Source organism: Methylobacterium oryzae (assembly GCF_036441375.1).
Classification (GTDB): Bacteria; Pseudomonadota; Alphaproteobacteria; order Rhizobiales; family Beijerinckiaceae; genus Methylobacterium; species Methylobacterium oryzae_A.
This window is the reverse complement of sequence record NZ_MLCA01000012.1, coordinates 21,870-38,447: the sequence shown is the minus strand read 5'-3', so window position 1 is coordinate 38,447 and position 16,578 is coordinate 21,870. Positions and strand designations below refer to the sequence as shown.

At 72.4% G+C, this 16,578-nt stretch carries 13 protein-coding genes and 3 pseudogenes; 5 read left to right on the top strand and 11 right to left on the bottom strand.

Features of this window, described 5'->3' with window-relative positions; translation table 11 throughout:
* Positions 1–46 precede the first annotated feature (46 nt).
* The 5 genes and pseudogenes from MOTC310_RS23420 to MOTC310_RS23400 all read right to left on the bottom strand — a co-directional run bounded on the left by MOTC310_RS23420 (position 47) and on the right by MOTC310_RS23400 (position 5,170).
* Positions 47–1,585, bottom strand: coding sequence for an aldehyde dehydrogenase family protein (locus MOTC310_RS23420; protein WP_331303472.1), 1,539 nt, complete (start codon positions 1,583–1,585; stop codon positions 47–49).
* Entirely contained in the window at positions 1,585–2,469 is an 885-nt protein-coding gene (locus tag MOTC310_RS23415) for an NAD(P)-dependent oxidoreductase (RefSeq protein ID WP_331303471.1), read from the bottom strand. Before MOTC310_RS23415 ends, MOTC310_RS23420 begins: the two co-directional genes overlap by 1 nt.
* 101 nt (positions 2,470–2,570) lie before the next feature.
* A complete protein-coding gene (locus tag MOTC310_RS23410; protein ID WP_331303470.1) occupies positions 2,571–3,482 on the bottom strand; it encodes a LysR family transcriptional regulator in 912 nt (303 codons plus the stop codon).
* A 139-nt stretch (positions 3,483–3,621) separates the two neighbouring features.
* Positions 3,622–4,707 (bottom strand): annotated as a pseudogene (locus MOTC310_RS23405) (amidohydrolase family protein); the annotation flags it as partial.
* A gap of 13 nt (positions 4,708–4,720) precedes the next feature.
* Entirely contained in the window at positions 4,721–5,170 is a 450-nt protein-coding gene (locus tag MOTC310_RS23400) for an Lrp/AsnC family transcriptional regulator (protein ID WP_043074809.1), read from the bottom strand.
* Here MOTC310_RS23400 and alr point away from each other — a divergent pair.
* From alr to MOTC310_RS23385, 3 genes are all read left to right on the top strand, one after another.
* Positions 5,066–6,451, top strand: a complete 1,386-nt coding sequence (gene alr / locus MOTC310_RS23395; RefSeq protein ID WP_419539947.1) for an alanine racemase — start codon at positions 5,066–5,068, stop codon at positions 6,449–6,451. The two genes, MOTC310_RS23400 and alr, sit on opposite strands and share 105 nt — an antisense overlap.
* 8 nt (positions 6,452–6,459) lie before the next feature.
* Positions 6,460–7,719, top strand: coding sequence for a D-amino acid dehydrogenase (locus MOTC310_RS23390; RefSeq protein WP_331303468.1), 1,260 nt, complete (start codon positions 6,460–6,462; stop codon positions 7,717–7,719).
* A gap of 334 nt (positions 7,720–8,053) precedes the next feature.
* A complete protein-coding gene (locus tag MOTC310_RS23385) occupies positions 8,054–8,389 on the top strand; it encodes a hypothetical protein (RefSeq protein ID WP_331303467.1) in 336 nt (111 codons plus the stop codon).
* Between the two features lie 26 nt (positions 8,390–8,415).
* Here the strand turns inward: MOTC310_RS23385 and MOTC310_RS23380 are convergent, their stop codons facing one another.
* Genes MOTC310_RS23380 through MOTC310_RS23370 form a run of 3 tightly spaced genes read right to left on the bottom strand, consistent with a single transcriptional unit; the run spans position 8,416 to position 10,833 of the window.
* A complete protein-coding gene (locus MOTC310_RS23380; RefSeq protein ID WP_331303466.1) occupies positions 8,416–9,501 on the bottom strand; it encodes a protein-glutamate methylesterase/protein-glutamine glutaminase in 1,086 nt (361 codons plus the stop codon).
* Complete coding sequence (locus tag MOTC310_RS23375) at positions 9,498–10,346, bottom strand: CheR family methyltransferase (RefSeq protein WP_331303465.1); 849 nt, start codon at positions 10,344–10,346, stop codon at positions 9,498–9,500. The genes MOTC310_RS23380 and MOTC310_RS23375 overlap by 4 nt, the downstream gene beginning before the upstream one ends.
* Positions 10,347–10,359: 13 nt before the next feature.
* Positions 10,360–10,833 (bottom strand): chemotaxis protein CheW, encoded by a 474-nt coding sequence (locus MOTC310_RS23370; protein ID WP_331303464.1) that lies wholly within the window; start codon positions 10,831–10,833, stop codon positions 10,360–10,362.
* Positions 10,834–11,024: 191 nt separating this feature from the next.
* Here MOTC310_RS23370 and MOTC310_RS23365 point away from each other — a divergent pair.
* Together MOTC310_RS23365 and MOTC310_RS23360 are read left to right on the top strand one after the other, a co-directional pair.
* Positions 11,025–11,822, top strand: a pseudogene (locus tag MOTC310_RS23365) (metallophosphoesterase); the annotation flags it as partial.
* Positions 11,823–12,374: 552 nt separating this feature from the next.
* Positions 12,375–13,319, top strand: coding sequence for a hypothetical protein (locus MOTC310_RS23360; protein ID WP_331294868.1), 945 nt, complete (start codon positions 12,375–12,377; stop codon positions 13,317–13,319).
* A gap of 340 nt (positions 13,320–13,659) precedes the next feature.
* Here MOTC310_RS23360 and MOTC310_RS23355 read toward each other — a convergent pair.
* The 3 genes and pseudogenes from MOTC310_RS23355 to MOTC310_RS23345 form a co-directional block, all read right to left on the bottom strand.
* Positions 13,660–13,800, bottom strand: a pseudogene (locus MOTC310_RS23355) (chemotaxis protein CheR); the annotation flags it as partial.
* Positions 13,801–13,813: 13 nt separating this feature from the next.
* Positions 13,814–14,287 (bottom strand): chemotaxis protein CheW, encoded by a 474-nt coding sequence (locus MOTC310_RS23350; RefSeq protein ID WP_331303463.1) that lies wholly within the window; start codon positions 14,285–14,287, stop codon positions 13,814–13,816.
* Positions 14,288–14,398: 111 nt separating this feature from the next.
* On the bottom strand, positions 14,399–16,573 hold the full coding sequence (locus MOTC310_RS23345; RefSeq protein ID WP_331303462.1) for a HAMP domain-containing methyl-accepting chemotaxis protein: 2,175 nt from the start codon (positions 16,571–16,573) through the stop codon (positions 14,399–14,401).
* Positions 16,574–16,578: the final 5 nt, after the last annotated feature.

Here is a 16,578-nt window from a genome sequence, read left to right as displayed (position 1 = left end):
CGGTCTTGTCGCTTGATCCTGTCGAACGGTCCGCCCGGCGTCGGGCTCAGCCCACGTAGCCGAAGGTGACGGCCGGCTCGGCGGCGGTCTCGACCCAGACGCTCTTGGTCTGGGTGTAGGCCATCAGCGCCTCGCGGCCCGAGGAGCGGCCGAAGCCCGAGCGGCCGAAGCCGCCGAACGGCGAGGCCACGTTGATGGTCTTGTAGCCGTTGACCCAGACGGTGCCGGCCCGCAGAGCCGCCGCGACCCGGTGGCCGCGCCCGCCGTCGCCGGTCCAGACCGCGCCGGCGAGGCCGTAGGGCGTGCCGTTGGCCAGCGCGATCGCCTCGTCCTCGCCGTCGAACGGCAGGACCGCCAGGACCGGGCCGAACACCTCCTCCCGGGCGATCGCCGCGTCCGGCGCGACGCCGTCCACGATGGTCGGGCCGTAGTAGAAGCCGCCCGTGTCGCGTAAGGCGGCGGGGCAGGCCCCGCCGGTCGCGATCGTGGCGCCCGCCCCCGCGGCGGCCTCGACCATGTCGGCGATCTTGTCCCGCTGGCGCCGGTTGTTGATCGGGCCGATCTGCGTCTCCGGGTCGGTCGGCGCGCCCACGGGGATGCGCGCGGCGGCGCGGGACAGGCGCTCGACGAAGGACGCGTGGATCGAGCGGTGCACGAGGAGCCGGGAGCCGGCCACGCAGCTCTGGCCGGCGCCGCCGAAGATCGCGGCCTGCGCGCCGATCAGCGCCCGGTCGAGGTCGGCGTCGGCGAACACGATGTTGGCCGACTTGCCGCCGAGCTCCAGCACGCTCGGCACGATGGCGCGGGCCGCCGCGGCGGCGATCTGCGCGCCCGCCTCGGCCGAGCCGACGAACACGACGAGCCGCGTCTCGGGATGGGCCACCGCGGCGGCGCCGGTGGTCGGGCCGGCGCCCGCCAGCACCGAGACGAGGCCGCGGGGCATCCCCTTGGCGCGGTCGCAGAGCAGGCCCAGCGCCAGCGAGGTTAGCGGCGTCAGCTCGGAGGGCTTCAGCACCACGGCGTTGCCGGCGCAGATCGCCGGCGCGATCTGCCAGCCCGCGGTGAAGATCGGCGCGTTCCAGGGCGTGATCTGCACCACGGTGCCGAAGGGCTCGTGGCTTGTGTAGTTCAGGTGCGAGGTCGGGACCGGGATGACGTCGCCGTGCAGCTTGTCGCACCAGCCGGCGTAGTACTCGAACATCTCGGCGACCTTGGCGACCTCGCCGCGGGTGTCGCGGATCGGCTTGCCGGCCGAGAGGGTCTCCAGCTCGGCGAGCGCGCCAGCATGCTGCCGGACCAGGGCGGCGACCGCCCACATCGCGCGGCCGCGGGCGGCGGCGCTCATCCCCCACCACGCGCGCTGGGCGTCGCGGGCCGCCGCCATGGCGGCCTCGACGACCGACGGGCCGGCATCGGCGAAGGTCGCGAGCACGCCGCCGTCGGCGGGGTTGGTGAGATCGAGGGCGGCGCCGGTCCCGGCGAGGATCTCGCCGGCCACGACGCTGCCGATGCGGCCACCCGGCAGCAGGTCGGCCAGGAGGGCGGCGACCCGGTCGGCGGCGGGCGAGTGCGGCGTGCCGGACATCAGTGGGCTCCCTTGGGATCGCGGTAATCGGCCATGCGGGTGAAGTCGGCCGTGTCGGGGATGGCGGGTTGCGTCGCCTGCCAGATCCGCTTCACCTCGGCGGAGAGCGGCAGGTCGATCCCGCATTCGGCGGCGAGTTCGAGGGCGAGGCGCACGTCCTTGCGCATCAGGCCGGCCGAGAAGCCGCTGTCGAAGGTGCCGGACTGGACCCAGCGCGGGACCATGACCTCGCTGATCGCGCTGCGGCCGGTGGCGGTGTTCACGACCTTGACGGCCTCCTCGGCCGAGAGGCCGGCCGCCTCGGAGAGGCGCAGGGCCTCGCCGGTGGTCACGAGATGGGCCGCCACAAGCAGGTTGTTGACGAGCTTGACGATGTTGCCGGCGCCCGACGGCCCGACATGCGGCGCGCGGGCCGACATGGCCTCCAGGACCGGCCGGGCCAGCTCGTAATCCGCCGCGGCGCCGCCGATCATCATGGTCAGGGTGCCCTCGGCGGCGCCGGACGGGCCGCCGCTCACCGGGGCGTCGAGGAGCGCGTGACCGGCCACGGCGAGGCGCTCGGCGAGGCGCCGGGTCGTGCCGGGATCCGAGGTCGAGGTATCGATCACCACGACCTTCCGGTCGGTCCGGGACAGGAGGCCGCCCGCCGCGGTGACGACCGCCTCCACGTCCCGCGCCAGCGGCAGAGAGAAGACCAGGGCGTCGGCCCGGCCGAGCACGTCGTTGAGGGCGTCGAGGACGGTGACGCCGGCCGCCTCGGCGGCGGGGCGCCGGGCCGGACTGAGGTCGTAGCCCAGGACCGCGAAGCCCTTGCGGGCCAGGGTCGCGGCCATGCCCAGACCCATGTTGCCGAGCCCGACGACGCCTACCGTTGCGATGGTCATGCCGATCCGTCCTCACGAAGCGGCACGATAGTTCCGGCAAACGAGCGTTGCGACAACAACCGATTTCTGCACGAAGCGTGCGGAAATTCCGCACGCTCGCGTCACGCTGGCGGCGGCCGGAACGCCACCATGTGGTCGGCCAGCCAGCCGAGCAGCCGCGCCGCGCCCTCCGGCAGGCGCCGCCCCGCGCGGACGACGAGGTGGGCGCTCGCCTCCGACAGGATGGCGTCGCGCAGGGGAACCGCCGCGAGGAAACCGTCGCGCAGCTCGGCCGCGATCACGAAGCGGGGCAGGAACGCGACGCCCATGGCGGCCATCACGAAGCGGCGGTGCAGCTCGAAGGACGCCGTCTCCAGCCGCGGCACCAGCCGGAATCCGCCGTCAGCCTCGACGCGGCCGATCAGCTGCCGGACCCCGTGGTCGGGGGGCAGGAGGGCGGCGGGTTCGGTGGCGAAGCTGCGCAGCGGGACGGGGGCCGCCCCGTCGGCGAGGGGATGCCCCATCGGCAGGACGGCGAGCAGCGGCTGCCGGGCGGAGACGATCCCGCGGACGTCCGGGTGCGCGGGCGGGTTGTAGACGAGGCCGATATCCGCGTCCCCCCGGGCGATCGCCGCCAGGATCCCGTCGGTCGTGCCGATCTCGACCTGATAGGCGATGCCGGGGTGGTCGTGGGCGAAGCCGGCCAGCGCATTGTCGAGGAGGTCGATCAGGAAGCCGGCGCCGCAGCGCAGGCCGATCGTGCCCCGCTGCACCCCGCGCAGGCGCTTCAGCTGGTCCTCCAGCAGGGCCGCCTCGTCGGCTTGCCGCTGCGCGTGCTCGGCGACGAGGCGGCCGGCCTCGGTGGGGACCACGCCCCGGGGCAGGCGCTCGAGCAGGGTCTCGCCGACCTGCGCCTCCAGCTCGATGATCTGCCGGCTCACCGCCGAGGCGGCGACGTTCAGGACATCGGCGGCCGCCCGGACCGAGCCCGCGCGCACGACGGCCAGCAGGTAGCGCAGCGCGCGGTCGTTCACGGCGGCGGGTCCCCGGCGGCCGCGCCGCGCCGGTCGNCCGCGCCACGACCAGCACGGGCTCCTGGCGCTCCACGATCACCTGCGGCACGCCGCCGGCCGCGAAGGCGATCAGGTCGGCCCGCGCGCCGGGCGCCACCGCGCCCGGACCGAGGCCCAGCACCCGAGCCGGGACGGCGGTGATCGGCGCCAGCAACGCCGCGAGGTCCGCGTCGGTGCGCAGGTCGAACCGGTAGGCGGCGAGCTGGGCGCGGGCGATCATGCCGGTGACCGTGGCGGGGTTCCAGCAGTCGCGGACGTTGTCGGTGCCGAGGCAGACCGGGACGCCGAGGTCCCGCAGCCGCGGGATCGGCGGGCATCGGCGCCCGCCCGGCACGCTGCTGAGGATCGCGACGCCGGCCCGGTTCAGGGCCTCGGCGATCCGGCCGAGCTCCAGGTCGTCGGCCTCCGCGAGGGCGAAGGCGTGGCTGATCGTGACCTGCCCGCCGAGCCCCGACGCCTCCGTGCGGGCCGCGATCGCCGCGATCGTATCGAGGCCGGCCGCGCCGCCGTCGTGGAGATGGATGTCGATGCCCCGCCCGTGCCGCTCGGCCAGGGCGAAGACGACGTCCAGGTGACCGTCGCGGTCGCCGTCGATGCCGACGGGGTCGAGGCCGCCGACGAGGTCGGCCCCCATCCGCAGGGCCTCTCCCAGGTCGGCCGCGACCGGCGGGCAGCCCAGGATCCCGCTCTGCGGGAAGGCGACGATCTGGATCTGCAGCCGGTCGGACCAGCGGGCCCGGAGGTCGAGGATCTGGGCGAGGTGGTCGAGCCGCGTGACGTCGTCGATATCGACATGGGTCCGCAGGCTCGTCGTGCCACCGCGGAGCACGCGTTCGAGCAGCGCCTCGGCGCCCTGCTCGGCGAGCGGGATCCGCGTGGCCCGGCGGAACGCCTTCTCGTCGTCGATGATCGCGCGGACGGACCCCGCCGCCGCGTGCGGGCGCCACGGCAGGCCGAGCAGGCACTTGTCGAGATGGATGTGCCCGTCCGTCAGGCCCGGCAGCACCAGGGCGCCGCCGAGATCGATCGTGCGGCCGGCGGGCGGCAGCGGCGCGCCGGGATCCCGCAGCGCCGCCACGCGGTCGCCCAGGATGTCGATCGTCGCCCGGCGGCCGTCGGCGAGCGCGGCGTCGCTGAGGCGCAGGTCGCAGGGGGCGTCCGCGCGCGGTTCGGTGATCGACGTCATGGCGGGGCTCCCTTCAGAGCGGCCGGCCGGCGGCCACGACGGTCCGGATGGCGAAGCTCGATTGCAGCCGGGCGACCCCCGGCAGGCGCGACAGGACATCCTTGTGCAGCCGCTCGTAATCGGCCGCGTCGATCACCTTGAGCTTCACGAGGTAATCGGCCGTCCCGGTCATCAGATAGCAATCCTGCACCTCGGGACAGCGCCGGACGGCCGCCTCGAACCGGTTGAGATAATCCTCAGTCTGGCGGTCGAGGGTGAACTGGGTGAGGACCACGAGACCCGGCCCGTCGACCGCGCCGCCGATCAGCGCCGTGTAGCCCCGGATGATCCCGGATTCCTCGAGGAGCCGCACGCGCCGATGGCAGGCCGAGGCGGACAGGCCGACCGCCGCGGCGAGATCCGCGTTGCTGATCCGGCCGTCGCCGCGCAGGGCCTGGATGATGCGGCGGTCGATCTCGTCCACGCGCGACTCGCAGGATCGTCGAACTGGCCGCAGAAACTTGCACGGCCAAGCTTGAAACTCAATCTGCTTCGACAATTCGCACGCTCGTTCGACGATCCTTCGTGTAGCCTTTCGGCATCGCATCCGAGCGCCGTTCCGGGGGCCGCCATGAGCATGATCGATCGCGATCTCAGGCCCGATCCGGGCCCGGCCGGGACGGCCTCCGCACTTCTCACGATCGACCTCGCGGCCATCGCCGAGAATTACCGCCTGCTCGCCGCCCGGGCGGGGACCGCGACCTGCGCGGCCGTCGTCAAGGCGGACGCCTACGGGCTGGGCGCCGACCGGGTCGCGCCGGTCCTGGCCGCCGCCGGCTGCCGGCACTTCTTCGTCGCCCAGGTCGGCGAGGGCGTGGCCCTCCGGTCCATCCTCGGCCCCGGGGCGGCGATCGCCGTGCTCAACGGCGCCGCCCCGGGCAGCGAGGCGGCCTGCGCGGACCACGACCTCGTGCCCGTGCTCAACGACCGATCCCAGCGCGACGGCTGGCAGGGCCTGGCCCGGCGGCGCGCGCGGCGCCTGCCCGCGATCCTCCAGGTCGACACCGGCATGGCCCGCTTCGGCTTCGCGCCGGACGAGGTCGGCGCGCTCCTCGACCGGCCGGACGCCCTCGCGGGCCTCGACCTGCGGCTGGTGATGAGCCACCTCGCCTGCGCGGGCGAGCCGGACAGCCCGGTCAACGCGGCGCAGCTGTCCGTCTTCCAGGCCGTCCGCCAGCGCCTGCCCGCGGTGCCGGCGAGCCTCGCGGCCTCGTCCGGGATCTTCCTCGATCCGGGCTTCCACTTCGACATGGTGCGCCCCGGCGCCGCCCTCTACGGGATCGCCCCGCAGGAGGGCGCGGAGAACCCGATGCGGCCGGTGATCGGCCTGCGGGCCCGGGTGATGCAGACGCGCAGCGTCCCGGCGGGGACGCCGGTCGGCTACGGGCACGCGGCGACCGTCGCCCGGGACAGCCGCCTCGCCACGGTCGCGATCGGCTACGCCGACGGGTTCTTCCGCAGCACGGCGGGCGGCGCGGCGTGGTTCGGCGGCGCCCGGCTGCCCGTGGTCGGGCGCGTCTCGATGGACAGCCTCGTCCTCGACGTCACCGACGTGGCGCCCGGCACCCTCGGGCCGGGGGCGCTCGTCGACATCGTCGGGCCGGAGCGCGACGTCGACGCCGTCGCCGCGGCGGCCGGCACGATCGGCTACGAGGTCCTGACCAGCCTCGGTCACCGCTTCCACCGCGTCTATCTCGGAGCCTGAGGCCCGCCATGCACGTCCTCATCCTCGGCGGCGGCGTCGTCGGCGTCACCTCGGCCTACTACCTCGCGCGGGCCGGCCATCAGGTCACCGTGCTGGAGCGCCAGCCGGGCGCCGGCCTGGAGACCAGCTTCGCCAATGCCGGTCAGGTCTCGCCGGGCTACTCGGCCCCCTGGGCGGCGCCCGGGATCCCCGTGAAGGCGCTCAAGTGGCTGATGATGCGGCACCGGCCGCTGGTGCTCTGGCCGCGCCTGGAGCCCCGCCTCTACGCATGGCTGACGCGCATGCTCGCGAACTGCACCGAGGAGGCCTACCAGCGGAACAAGGGCCGCATGGTCCGGCTCGCCGAGTACAGCCGCGACGCGCTGCGCGACCTGCGCACCGAGACCGGCATCGCCTACGACCACCGGGAGAAGGGCACGCTCCAGCTCTTCCGGACGCGGAAGCAGCTCGACCACGTCGGCGACGACACCCGCGTCCTCGACGCCTACGGCGTGCCCTACACGGTGCTGGACCCGGCCGGCTGCATCGCGGCCGAGCCGGCGCTCGCCGCCGTGCGCGACGTGTTCGTCGGCGGGCTGCGGCTGCCGGGCGACGAGACCGGCGACGCGCACCTGTTCACCCAGCGCCTCGCGGCGCTCTGCGCGGGCCTCGGCGTGACCTTCCGCTACGGGACGGCGATCGCGCGCCTGCATGACGCCGGGGACCGGGTGACGGCGGTCGAGACCGGCGACGGTGCGCTCCTGCGGGCGGATGCCTACGTGGCGGCGTTGGGCAGCTACACGCCGGCCCTGCTGCGCCCCCTCGGGATCGCCCTGCCGGTCTACCCGGTGAAGGGCTATTCCCTGACGCTGCCGATCACCGACGCGGAGGCCGCGCCGGTCTCGACGGTGATGGACGAGACCTACAAGGTCGCGATCACCCGGCTCGGCGACCGCATCCGCGTCGGCGGCACCGCCGAGCTCGCCGGCTTCAGCAGCGCCCTGCGCGGGCCGCGCCGCGAGACCCTCGCGCGCTCGGTGCAGGACCTGTTCCCGGCCGGCGGCGATCTCGGCAAAGCCTCGTTCTGGACCGGCCTGCGGCCGATGACGCCGGACGGCACCCCGATCGTCGGGGGCACGCGGGTCGGGAACCTGTTCACCAACACCGGTCACGGCACGCTGGGCTGGACGATGGCCTGCGGATCGGGCCGCCTGCTCGCCGACCTCGTGTCCGGACGGGCGCCGGAGATCGCGAGCGACGATCTGGCCCTCGACCGCTACGCTGCGTGAGCCGGCCCGCCGGGGTGGCTCGGCTCGCGAGCCGCGCGATCATGGAACCGCCGGCGCGCTGCGCAGCGCGTGCCGTGGCGCACCAGCACAACTCTGCCCGGTATCGCACCGAACGCGATCCGACCGTGCGTTGAGCAAGACTCCGGGAATCGTGGCGAGTCGCCGTCACCACCCGGCACAATCATTCATTATTCACCGAGATACGACCACCGGTTGATTACATGACGTTCATGACGTGCGGATTCGCATAATCGTCGGATGACTTCCGACAGGCCCAGGCAACCCTTCGCACCGAGTCGAGTTTAGGATCTGAACGAACCATCCGGGTGCGCAGATGAGTTTCATCGTCGTACAGGGCCAGGACGATCACGAGCAGGCCGATGCCGTTCTTCGGGGCGTCGCCGACGGGCTGGCCCGCCTGTTCCGCGTGCCCGAGCATCCGCCCGGTGTTCAGCACCTGCTGGATTCCGGGACGCAGGAACAGGGTCCCCACCCTGAACAGATCACGCAGCGCAGCGCGCGGCGCGGCGGAAGCAAGAAGCTTCCTCGAGGCCGGTCGGTGAAGACGGGTACCGGCCGGACGCGGCGCGCAGCGGACCAGCCGTCCAGCCGCACGCGAGGGCGCCGGGCGGTGGCCGAGGCGCAGCCCGGGCAACGCGACCAGTCCTGAACCCGGCCCCGGCGCCCGCCCCGGCCTCAGCGCGCCGCGGGCAGGCCGAAGCGCCGGATCTCCAGGTGCATCTGCTCCAGCGGCAGGATCTTGGCGGCCGCACCGCGGTCGATCGCCTCCTTGGGCATCCCGAACACGACGCAGCTCGCCTCGTCCTGGGCGACCGTCTGCGCCCCGGCGCGGCGCATCTCCAGCAGGCCGTTGGCGCCGTCGTCGCCCATGCCGGTCAGCAGGATGCCGAGCGCGTTCGCGGCCGCGGCCCGGGCGGCCGACCGGAACAGGACGTCGACCGACGGGCGGTGGCGCGCGACGAGGGGACCGTCCTTCACCGATACCGCGTAGCTGCCGCCCCGGCGCTCAACCATGAGGTGCCGCCCGCCCGGGGCGATCAGGGCGCGGCCGCGCACCACGGGATCGCCGTCCTCCGCCTCCTTGACGGCGATCGCGCAGAGGCCGTTCAGCCGCTTGGCGAACGCCGCCGTGAAGTGCTCCGGCATGTGCTGCACGATGACGAGACCGGGGGACTCGGCGGGCAGCACCTCGAGCACGTCGCGCAGCGCCTCCGTGCCGCCCGTCGACGCGCCGATGCAGACGATCCGGTCGGTCCCGGCCACGACGCGCCCGGGCACGGGCGGCGGCAGGACGACGTCGGCCGAGAGCTTCGCCTCCACCAGCGGCCGGGACGGCCGGCTCCCGCGCAGCTTGGCCCGGGCGGCGGCCCGGACCGCGTCGCAGACCCGGACCGTGGATTCGAGCAGGAACTGGCGGGTGTCGACGCGCGGTTTCGGCAGCACGTCGACGGCGCCCGCCTCCAGCACCTCGAACAGGATCCGGGACCCGGCCTCGGTCAGGGTCGAGCAGACGATCACCGGGAGCGGCTTCTGCGCCATGATCTTCCGCAGGAAGGTCAGGCCGTCCATGCGGGGCATCTCGAGATCGAGGATGATGACGTCGGGGATCTCCTCCTGGATCCGGCGGGCGGCGATGAACGGATCGGCGGCCGTTCCCAGGATCTCGATGTCGGGCGCCGTCTCCAGGATGCCGCACAGGGTCTGGCGGACGGAGGCCGAGTCGTCGACGACGAGGACGCGGATCGGTCGGGACGCGCTCACCGGCTGGATTCCCTCATCTTGCTGAAGACGGTCGAGGAGACCTGATTGAGGCCCGCCACCCCGACGCCGGCCATGGATTCGGAATGGCCGACGATCAGGTAGCCGCCGGGACGCAGATGCGCGGCCAAGCGCCCGACCACCGCCTTCTGGGTCGGCTTGTCGAAGTAGATCAGCACGTTGCGGCAGAAGATGAGGTCGACGTCCCGGTCGATCGGGTACGCCTCGTCCATCAGGTTGAGCTGCTGGAACCGCACCCGGGCGCGCAGCTCGGGCACGATCCGCCCCTCGCGCCGGCCCCGGTCGCGGGCGACCATCACGTAGCGCCGCCGCAGGTCCGGCGGCACCGCGGCCAGCATGTCCTCCGGGTAGATCGCCGTGCGGGCGCGCTCCAGCACCTCCGAGGAGATGTCCGTGCCGAGGATGGCGTAACGGAACCGGTCGGCGGCCATGTCCTGCAGGACCATCGCCAGCGTGTAGGCCTCGGCCCCCGTCGAGGCCGCCGCGCTCCAGACCTTGAGCAGCGGCCGGTCGCCGCGCGCCGCCAGCCGCGGCACGATCGTCTCGCGCAGCAGATCGAAATGCGCGGGCTCGCGGAAGAAGTCGGTCTTGTTCGTCGTCACGCAGTCGACGAGGTGCGGGAACTCGTCCGCGAGGTGGCCGCCCTCGAACAGGTGGCGGCCGTAGGCCTCCAGGGTCGGGAGCTCGAGGGCGCGCATGCGCTTGCGCAGCCGGCCCTCGACCATGGTGCGCTTGGCCGGCGGGAGCTGGATGCCGACATGCTGCTGGATGAGGTCGGCGACCGAGCGGAAGTGCCGGTCGCTCAGGTGACCCGGATCGGCCTCCATGATGCCGGCTCCGTCAGGCGGCCTCGGGCGCGGCGCCCAGCGCCGGCCCGTCGCCGTCCATCAGCGCGACGAGGTCGAACACCACCACGAACGCCTCGCCCCGGCGGCCGATGCCCGCGATGTAGCGCGCGTTCCAGCGCCCGCCGACCGCGGGCGCTGCCTCCATCTCGGCCCGGTCCAGCTCCGTCACCTCGATCACCCGGTCGGCCACCAACCCCACCCGCAGCGCCCGGCCCGGCATCGGAACGTTGAGCAGGATGATCCGGGTGGCCGGCGTGCGCGCGACCGGCGGCAGGCCGAGCTTGGTCCGCAGGTCGACCACCGGGTAGCTCTGCCCGCGCACGTCGATCATCCCCAGCAGGAAGGCCGGCGCCTGCGGCAGCGCCGCCGGCACCTGGTAGTCGAGGATCTCGTGGACGTGCTCGACGTCGATCCCGAAGGTCTCGGCCCCGAGGCCGAGGGTCAGGTACTGCCACACACTGGACATGCGCGATCTCCGGCTGGATTGCGGCTCGGCCCGGCGGCGGCGGCGGCCCGGCGGCTGCGGGATTCCGCGCGGCGACAGGCGCCGCGCGGATCCGGGTTTCGGGCGGCGGGTCAGGCGACGCGGGTGAAGGCGGCGTCCTGCGCGTCGCCCTCGCCCATGTCGAGGGCGAAGCCGCCGCCCCCGGCCGGNTGGCCGCGGCGGCCGCGTGCCTCGCGGCCGCCGCCGTGCGGCAGGCCGTGCGCGTGCCGCCGTTGAAGGACCTCGCCGTCGCGATCGCCGACCTGCCCGCCGGCTTCGACGGCTACACGATCCTGCACCTGACGGACCTGCATATCAGCCGCCTGTTCCCGGCCGCCTGGGCACGGGCCGTCGTCGCGCGCGCCAACGACCTCGAGGTCGACCTGATCGTCGTGACGGGCGATTTCATCGACGGTTCGCTGGAGGCCCGGCGGACCGACGTCGCGCCGCTGCGGGCCCTGCGCGCCCGCGACGGTGTCTGGGCCGTGCCCGGCAACCACGAGTACTTCTTCGATCACGACGCCTGGATGCGCCATCTAACGGGGTTGGGGATCCGCATCCTCGCCAATGCCCACACGATCCTGAGGCGCGATGGTGATGCGCTGCTGCTGGCCGGCGTCACCGATCGGTCCGCGCCCGCCACGGGACACCCGGGCCCCGACCTCGACGCGGCCCTGGCGGGCGCGCCTCCGGGCGCGCCGATCGTTCTGCTGGACCACCAGCCGGCGAACGCCGCGCGGGCCGCGGCGCGCGGCGTGGCACTCCAGCTCTCCGGCCACACCCATGGCGGCATGATCCGCGGCCTGGACCGGCTGGTGGCGCGCGGCAATGCCGGGTTCGTCTCGGGCGCGTACCGGGTTGGGACCATGCGGCTCTACATCGGCAACGGTACCGGGCTCTGGCCCGGCTTCGCCCTCCGCCTCGGGCGTCCGTCCGAGCTGACGCGGATCACCCTGCGGACGGGCACCTGACGCGGCGCGATCGCGCCGCCCGCGGCGGTCGCCTGCCCCCGGTCGAGCCGAGGCACGACCCATCCCGCGGGTCCGGTGATCGTGCCCGACACCCGCGGCGCTGGGGCGGGGCAGGCGCGGCCGCCCAGGATCCGGCCTCCGCCATCAGCGCCACCACCCCGGTGAAGGCGCGCTCCGGGCGCTCGCCCGGTCTCGGGTCCGGATCGTCCGGCGAACCGATCACGGCGTGCACGAAGGCTGCCTTGCCCGACCGCGCCGCGCGCAGCGTTCCAGCTTCGAGGGTCAGAGACAGCGGCTCCGGCGTTCTCGGGGCCGCCCTGTCCGCCGGAGCTCAGGATCCACCCGCGCGAGTCTGGCATGAACGCGCGACGGTCCAGGATCGTGTGCGGCGTCCTGCAGATCCCCGACAAGCCGGGATCGCTCCGCAAATCATCGGGATATCTCAGTTGCCTGCCCGAATATACGCACGGAATGGATTACCCTATCCAGCATCAGCGTGTCCGACCGAGAGCCCGGTCATCAGCTTGCGATATCGAGACCCTAAGATTTATCATGAAAGACCCGTTATCGCCCACAATATTTCACGAAGATTGGTGGCTCAAGGCCGCAACGAACAATAATTACGACGAGGTCCTCATTCACGTTAACGGCAAGACTGTCGGCCGCCTGCCGTTCATCGTCACCAATATTCGTGGGCGTAGAACGATGTGCCAGATGCCGAACCTAACGCACTTCCTAGGCCCGGGGATGGACGACGGCAACGGACTCGATTGCAACAGAGCGCTCAAACGGGACCTGATCGTCCGGGAGCTCGTCGAAAAATTGCCGAAGACGTCCGGTTTTTATCAGAAAATGCATCGCGGTATCAAGGATGTGATCACGTTCCAACAGGTCGGCTTTCAATCATCGGTAGAATTCACGTATGAACTGCACCCAAAATCCTTGGAAGCCTTGTGGAACGGCCTGCGAGACAAGACCCGGAACGTGATCCGCAGAGCCTCCGAACAGCTCTCGGTATCAGAGAACGTCGATCCGGAGGAATTCATCAATTTTTACGATCGAAATCTGGTCGATCGAGATGCGGTCAACAGCTATGACGTCAGATGCTCGATCAATCTCTGCAAGGAAGCCGTCGGTCGAGATCGAGGCCGCGTGCTCGCGATCAGAAACAAACTCGGGATGCTCGACGCTGCGATTTTCTATATATGGGATCACGAATCCGCATACTACTTCATGTCTGCGAGAAGCCGAGAGGCGCATAATGGTGCCATTGCCTATCTCGTGTGGCGCGCCATCTTGGACGCGACGTCGAGGAACATCATCTTCGACTTTGACGGGCTGGGGACAAAGGGTAGTAATTTGTTCTACATCGGCTTCGGCGGGCAGGTCGCCCCTCGATATACTGTTCATCGCGCGGAACCGATGCATGCCGCAATCGCGTTGATCGGCAGATTCGTGAGAGATGGCGCCGTGTTGAGAAATCGAAGAAATCGTTGACGGGAGGAGATCGTTTCTCGAACGCAACTCTCCAGCGGGCAGGCTTGGCCGTCCCGCGCGAACGGCAACGTCACGGGCGCTCGGACCGTCGCTCCCTCGTTCCGTCTACTTCTCGCGAAACGCGCGTCGCGCCTGATCGGCGAGCGGCTTCGCGAGGGACGACAAGACGGTCCGGTCAGCCGCGCGGATGAGCGCCTCGACCGGCAGGCCGGGCAAATGGACATGTGGCCCGTGGGGACACCGCGCCGCGCAGCGCGATCGACCGCGAAGTCCAGATATCGCTCGGGCAGGAGCTCGGCCTAGCGCCAGGCCGACGTCGCCGTCCCGCCGTCGGGAGCTCGAGGGCGCGCACGCGCTTGCGCGGCCGGCGCTCGACCATGGTGCGCTTGGCTGGCGGGAGCTGGATGCCAACATGCTGCTGGATGAGGTCGGCGACCGAGCGGAAATGCCGGTCGCTGAGGTGACCCGGATCGGCCTCCATGATGCCGGCTCCGTCAGGCTGCCTCGGGCGCGGCGCCCAGCGCCGGCCCGTCGCCGTCCATCAGCGCGACGAGGTCGAACACCACCACGAACGCCTCGCCCCGGCGGCCGATGCCCGCGATGTAGCGCGCGTTCCAGCGCCCGCCGACCGCGGGCGCTGCCTCCATCTCGGCCCGGTCGAGTTCCGTCACCTCGATCACCCGGTCGGCCACGAACCCCACCCGCAGCGCGCGCCCCGGCATCGGAACGTTGAGCAGGATGATCCGGGTCGCCGGCGTGCGCGCGACCGGCGGCAGGCCGAGCTTGGTCCGCAGGTCGACCACCGGGTAGCTCTGCCCGCGCACGTCGATCATCCCCAGCAGGAAGGCCGGCGCCTGCGGCAGCGCCGCCGGCACCCGGTAGTCGAGGATCTCGTGGACGTGCTCGACGTCGATCCCGAAGGTCTCGGCCCCGAGGCCGAGGGTCAGGTACTGCCACACACTGGACATGCGCGATCTCCGGCTGGATTGCGGCTCGGCCCGGCGGCCCGGCGGCGGCCCGGCGGCTGCGGGATCCGCGCGGCGACAGGCGCTGCGCGGATCCGGGTTTCGGGCAGCGCGTCAGGCGACGCGGGTGAAGGCGGCGTCCTGCGCGTCGCCCTCGCCCATGTCGAGGGCGAAGCCGCCGCCCCGGGACGCGCTCGGGGCCGTGCCCATCCGCGCCGCCGTCGCGCGCAGGCGCGTCACCGCCTGATCGACGCCGGCCAGGGGGASGCCYGCCAGGGCCGCGMCCGGCGCGGCCGCCTCGCCGATGCGGAAGTAGGCGATCGTCGCCTGCAGCTTCTCGGCCTGGGTGGCCAGCTCCTCGGAGGTCGCCGAGACCTGCTCGGAGGCGCTGGCGTTCTGCTGGGTCACCTTGTCGAGCTGCTGGATCGCCTGGTTGATCTGGCCCGAGCCGACATCCTGCTCGCGGCAGGCGGCGGTGATCTCCTCGACCAGGCCGGCGGTCTTCTTGATGTCGGGCACGAGCTTGCCGAGCATGTCGCCGGCCTGCTGGGCGGCCTTGACGGTGTCGGCCGAGAGCGTGCCGATCTCGGCCGCGGCCGCCTGGCTGCGCTCGGCCAGCTTGCGCACCTCGCTGGCCACCACCGCGAAGCCGCGCCCGTGCTCGCCCGCCCGGGCCGCCTCGACGGCGGCGTTGAGGGCCAGGAGGTCGGTCTGGCGGGCGATCTCCTGCACGATGGTGATCTTCTGGGCGATGGTCTGCATCGCCTCGACCGCGCGGCCGACCGCCACGCCGCTGGCCTCGGCGTCCTGGGCCGATTGCCGGGCGATCGTCTCGGTCTGGCTGGCGTTCTCGGCGTTCTGCTTCACGTTGGCGGCCATCTCCTCCATCGACGCCGACGCCTCCTCGGTCGAGGCCGCCTGCTCGGTCGAGCCCTGCGACAGCTGCTCGGCCGAGGCCGACAGCTCCTGTGACCCCGCCGACACGTTGCTCGCGGCCGCGCTCGCCTCGGCCACGACGGCGCGCAGCTTCGTCAGCATGGTCTGCAGGGCGAGGCCCATCGTGTCCTTGTCGGAGAGCGGCCTGGCCTCGACCGTGAGGTCGCCCCGCGCGATGGCGTTGGCGAGCGCGGCCGTCGCGTTCAGGTTCTCGGTCATGCGGCCCATGGCGCCGACGAGGTCGCCGAGCTCGTCGTTCGAGGTGACCTTCGCGGTCTGGCTGAGGTCGCCCAGGGCCACCGCGTCGGCGAGGGTCACGGCGCGGCCGAGCCCGCGGGAAATCGAGAGGGCGAGCCAGGTGGCGATGCCGAGGCCGAGGAGGAGCGCCGCCGCCGCCACGGTCAGCAGGATCGTCTGACCCTGGGCCGATTCCGCGGTGGCCTGGACCGCGGCCTCGTCCATGAAGCGCTTCTGCCGCTCCGCCAGGGCCTCGAACGCGTCGATCGCGGTCGTGCTCACCTTGGCGTAGTCACCCGAGGCCAGCTCGGCCGCCTTCACCGAGGTCCCGGTCTCCACGGCGGCCAGCGCGCGCTGGAACGAGGCCGCCCAGGTCGCGAACCGCTCGCGGACGCCCGTGATGGCGATGCCCGCCGCCTGGGCCGCCGGGGCGAGTTCCTCCAGGGACCGGTTGATCTCCTCGCGCGACTGCTTGGCGAGGCCGACGCGCTGCTGCAGCGCGTCGGCGCTCGTCGTCCCGGTCGCGGAGGTGAGCTGGCCCCAGGCCCGCTCCACCCGGCTCTTGAACACCGCGGCCGCTCGCGCGAGCCGGTCCGCGGCCGGGCTCTGGGCCTCGGCCGTCGTGACGATCAGCGCGTCGAGGTCCGTGCGCAGCGCGGCCAGCGCCGGGCGTCCCGCGGCATTGATCTCGGCCCAGGTCTTTCCGTTGGAGTTGTCGCGGGTCAGCTCCAGTGCCCGCGTCCCCAGCTCGGTCTGCTTCTCGAACTTGCCCATCAAGTCCTCGAACAGGCGCCGCCCCTCGTCGGACATGAGGAGCGGCTTCACCTTGGCCAGGGCCGCGTTGGCATCGGCCCGGTTGTTCGCCACGCGCTTGGCGAACTCCGCCATCTGCGCCTCGTCCGGGCTGAGCAGGGCGCCGCGGACGTTGAACCCGGCACGGATGGCGTTCGCCTTGCCCTCGAGGACCAGCTTCTGCACCTCGGCGCGGCTCAGGACGTACTTCATCGTGGTGTCGGCCGCGGTGAGCCGCTGGTAGCCGACGCCGCTGGCGGCCCCCAGAAGGACGAGGATCGCGCCGAAGCCGACCCCGAGCTTGGCCTTGATCGAGAAACGCATCGTAC

What these genes read in the sequence shown, in the direction of transcription:
- MOTC310_RS23415 (WP_331303471.1), bottom strand. Translation starts at nt 2,469, where the DNA reads ATGACCATCGCAACGGTAGGCGTCGTCGGGCTCGGCAACATGGGTCTG.
- MOTC310_RS23360 (WP_331294868.1), top strand. Translation starts at nt 12,375, where the DNA reads ATGAAAGACCCGTTATCGCCCACAATATTTCACGAAGATTGGTGGCTC.
- MOTC310_RS23375 (WP_331303465.1), bottom strand. Translation starts at nt 10,346, where the DNA reads ATGGAGGCCGATCCGGGTCACCTGAGCGACCGGCACTTCCGCTCGGTC.
- MOTC310_RS23390 (WP_331303468.1), top strand. Translation starts at nt 6,460, where the DNA reads ATGCACGTCCTCATCCTCGGCGGCGGCGTCGTCGGCGTCACCTCGGCC.
- MOTC310_RS23370 (WP_331303464.1), bottom strand. Translation starts at nt 10,833, where the DNA reads ATGTCCAGTGTGTGGCAGTACCTGACCCTCGGCCTCGGGGCCGAGACC.
- MOTC310_RS23420 (WP_331303472.1), bottom strand. Translation starts at nt 1,585, where the DNA reads ATGTCCGGCACGCCGCACTCGCCCGCCGCCGACCGGGTCGCCGCCCTC.
- MOTC310_RS23350 (WP_331303463.1), bottom strand. Translation starts at nt 14,287, where the DNA reads ATGTCCAGTGTGTGGCAGTACCTGACCCTCGGCCTCGGGGCCGAGACC.
- alr (WP_419539947.1), top strand. Translation starts at nt 5,066, where the DNA reads ATGGCAGGCCGAGGCGGACAGGCCGACCGCCGCGGCGAGATCCGCGTT.
- MOTC310_RS23385 (WP_331303467.1), top strand. Translation starts at nt 8,054, where the DNA reads ATGAGTTTCATCGTCGTACAGGGCCAGGACGATCACGAGCAGGCCGAT.